At 61.6% G+C, this 3,102-nt stretch carries 3 protein-coding genes and 1 pseudogene; 3 read left to right on the top strand and 1 reads right to left on the bottom strand.

The window, feature by feature from the left end; all coding sequences use genetic code 11:
- Positions 1-562: 562 nt before the first annotated feature.
- Positions 563-898, bottom strand: coding sequence for a hypothetical protein (locus tag VMA74_RS03020; protein ID WP_325364670.1), 336 nt, complete (start codon positions 896-898; stop codon positions 563-565).
- On the opposite strand from VMA74_RS03020, the gene VMA74_RS03015 reads away from it, so the two are divergent.
- The 3 genes and pseudogenes from VMA74_RS03015 to VMA74_RS03005 form a co-directional block, all read left to right on the top strand.
- Positions 891-2,360, top strand: coding sequence for an OFA family MFS transporter (locus tag VMA74_RS03015; protein WP_325364668.1), 1,470 nt, complete (start codon positions 891-893; stop codon positions 2,358-2,360). The two genes, VMA74_RS03020 and VMA74_RS03015, sit on opposite strands and share 8 nt — an antisense overlap.
- A 13-nt stretch (positions 2,361-2,373) precedes the next feature.
- A complete protein-coding gene (locus VMA74_RS03010; RefSeq protein ID WP_325364666.1) occupies positions 2,374-2,874 on the top strand; it encodes a formate dehydrogenase subunit gamma in 501 nt (166 codons plus the stop codon).
- A pseudogene (locus VMA74_RS03005) lies at positions 2,871-3,102 on the top strand (formate dehydrogenase); the annotation flags it as partial. The gene VMA74_RS03010 and the pseudogene VMA74_RS03005, both read left to right, overlap by 4 nt.

Raw genomic sequence — 3,102 nt, 5'->3', positions numbered from 1 at the left:
TTTGCGGAGTACAAAGCGAATCTGGACAGGGCCGTTGCGCAGTGGCAGTCGATTCGCGGTACGGATCTGCCGGCGCTCAATGCGAAGCTGCACGCCGCAAGCATCACGGCGATTACCGTGCCGTCCGCACATCAGCTGCATGCCGAAGCGCCGGCTGATTCGGACGATGTTCCCTGATCCAGTGGGACACCCGCTCGTCTTCCCATCCTTGATCAAGGTTGGGGAGACGAGCGAATTTCACCGGATGCCGCAGGCTGGGATGAAATCCCAGCTTTCTTTCCGCATCCTGATGCGGGGATTGCATCCCAGCCTATGCGCTGCAGGCCAATCACCGGGAACATTCCACGCCGTTGCCACTGGTCGTTGACGACCGCGATCGCACGACGACGCTTGCCGAATCCTGCGCTGTGTTTGCGGCAGTCGGTGTTCCAAAGGACCTGTCAGTGACGCATGCCGCAGAGCATGTCGATGCACGCCGTCATGCTGGCCATGCGTAGAATGAAGAACCCACTGCATTTTTTGATGCGCACCTGCATGCTTGTGCGATAACCGCCGGGTCTGCCTAAAACTTCTCGCGGGTGCTGGAAGGAATGTGCTGCGCAGCAGCAATCATCGCTTTGCTTTCACGTTTGTAATCATTCTCCGCATGTATTTGAGCTAGAGTCGGCTCGTCGTTGTCGCGACAGATTGTCTCGATCGAAGCCTGGGAGACGAACATGACAGCAGTGCCTGAATCTGTATCGGCGTCGGGGGGAACGGCGTCAGGTTTTTTGGCAAGGGAACGCACCATCGCGGGGCCACGTTTCAATCGCTGGTTCGTGCCGCCGGCGGCTTTGGCCATCCATTTGTGCATCGGCATGGCATACGGTTTTTCGGTGTTCTGGCTGCCGATGAGCAAGCTTGTGCCGGGGGCGCCCAGTTGCGAGCAGTTGGGCTTTTTCGCCCAGCTTTTTGCGGGATCGTGCAATTGGACGGTGCCTGCCGTCACGCATATTTTCGAAACTTTCATTGCCATGCTGGGTATTTCCGCCGCGATCTGGGGCGGCTGGCTGGAGCATGCCGGACCGCGCAAGGCGGGGTTCATTGCCGCCCTGTGCTGGGGCGGTGGATTGGTGATTGGCGGCATCGGCGTGTCGATGCACCAGTTGTGGCTCACCTTTCTGGGCTGCGGTGTGCTGGGCGGTGTCGGGCAGGGGCTCGGCTACATCGCGCCGGTGTCCACCCTGATCAAATGGTTTCCTGATCGCCGTGGGCTGGCCACCGGCTTTGCGATCATGGGGTACGGCGGCGGCGCGATGATCGGTGCCCCGATCGCGGTGGCCTTGATGGGGCACTTTGCGCACGGTGGGATACCCGGCGTCGCCAGCGCCTTGATGGTGCTGGGAGCGATTTATTTCCTCGCGATGTCGGCTGGCGCCTTCGGCTTTCGCGTGCCGCCCAACGGCTGGAAGCCTGCCGGTTGGACGGGCTCGACCACAACGAGCAGCCTGATCACCAGCAGGCACGTACATTTGGACCGCGCCTGGAAAACGCCGCAGTTCTGGTTGATCTGGATTGTGCTGTGCATGAACGTGACGGCGGGCATCGGCGTGATTTCCATGGCCAGCCCGATGTTCCAGGAAGTATTCGGCGGCCGTTTGCTGGGTATCGGTGCGGGCACTGCGCTCACCGTGGCGCAGAAAGCATCGATCGCCGCGGCCGCCGCGGGCCTGGTTGGCCTGATCAGCCTGTTCAACAGCCTGGGCCGCATTTTCTGGGCATCGACGTCCGACTTCATTGGCCGTAAAAACACCTATATCGTGTTCTTCGTGCTGGGCATCGCGCTGTATTGCAGCCTGCCTACGCTGGGCCACATGGGGTTGGCGGGCGTGTTCGTGATTGCGGTGTGCGTCATCCTTTCCATGTATGGCGGCGGCTTCTCCACCGTGCCGGCTTACCTGGCTGATATTTTCGGCACCCAAATGGTCGGCGCCATCCACGGACGCTTGCTGACGGCCTGGTCGGCAGCGGGTATCGCGGGGCCGTTCCTGATTGCAGCGGTGCGTGAGGCGCAGTTGAACGCCGGTGTCGCCAAGAACCTGGTGTACGACCGCACGCTGTACATCCTGGCCGGTCTGCTGCTGGTCGGCCTTATCGCCAATTTAATGGTCAGGCCGGTCAAGGAAGCGCACCATATGACCGATGAGGAACTCACGCGCGAACGCTCGCTGCAGCACGAGGCGCCGCATATCGCAGCCAATGTCGAGCAGGCGGCGCGCGGCAGCTTCGGCATCGTGGGCGTGGTTGCCTGGGCCTTGGTCGGCATTCCGTTCCTGATCGGCGTGTGGATTGCGCTGAGCAAGGCTGCCGCATTGTTCTAAGGATCTATCCGTTATGAAACCCGCAAAAAGCGTCGTATCGCTGCCGCCTATCGATGACACGATCCGCGGTGCCGTTCTCGACGTGACCGCCAGGCTGAAGGACCAGCCTGGCGCTTTGCTCCCGATCCTGCACGGCGTGCAGGACGCCCTGGGTTACGTACCTGAGGAAGCCATCCCGCTGATCGCGCGCGAGCTGAACCTGTCGCGTGCCGACGTACACGGCGTGGTGACGTTCTATCACTACTTCCGCACGCATCCGGCTGGCAAGCGCACCATCTATCTGTGCCGGGCGGAATCATGCCAATCGATGGGTGCGGCGCAGCTCGAGCAGCACGTAAAACAGCGGCTCGGCGTGGATTTCCACCAGACCACCGCTGATGGTGCGTGGACGCTGGAGCCGGTGTATTGCCTCGGCAACTGCGCGTGCTCGCCAGCCATGATGGTGGGTGACGAATTGAAGGGCCGCATAACGCCGGAACGTTTTGACGCGTGGCTGCTGTCGGAGGCGACATGAGCGTGACCGTTTACGTTCCGGGCGATGCCAGCGCCTTGTCGCTTGACGCCGACGCGGTGGCCAAGGCGATCGAATGCGAAGCCGCTTCGCGCAACCTGGATATCCACATCGTGCGCAACGGTTCGCGCGGACTGTATTGGCTGGAACCGCTGGTGGAAGTGGCAACGCCAAGCGGGCGCGTTGCTTATGGCCCGGTGCAGGTTGCCGATGTGCTGGGTTTGTTCGACG

The organism is Dyella sp., from assembly GCF_035508675.1.
Lineage (GTDB): Bacteria > Pseudomonadota > Gammaproteobacteria > Xanthomonadales > Rhodanobacteraceae > Dyella_B.
This window is presented reverse-complemented; position numbering and strand designations above follow the sequence as displayed.

Excerpts from the sequence above, each read along its gene's own strand:
- VMA74_RS03010 (WP_325364666.1), top strand. The coding sequence starts at position 2,374 with ATGAAACCCGCAAAAAGCGTCGTATCGCTGCCGCCTATCGATGACACG.
- VMA74_RS03015 (WP_325364668.1), top strand. The coding sequence starts at position 891 with ATGAGCAAGCTTGTGCCGGGGGCGCCCAGTTGCGAGCAGTTGGGCTTT.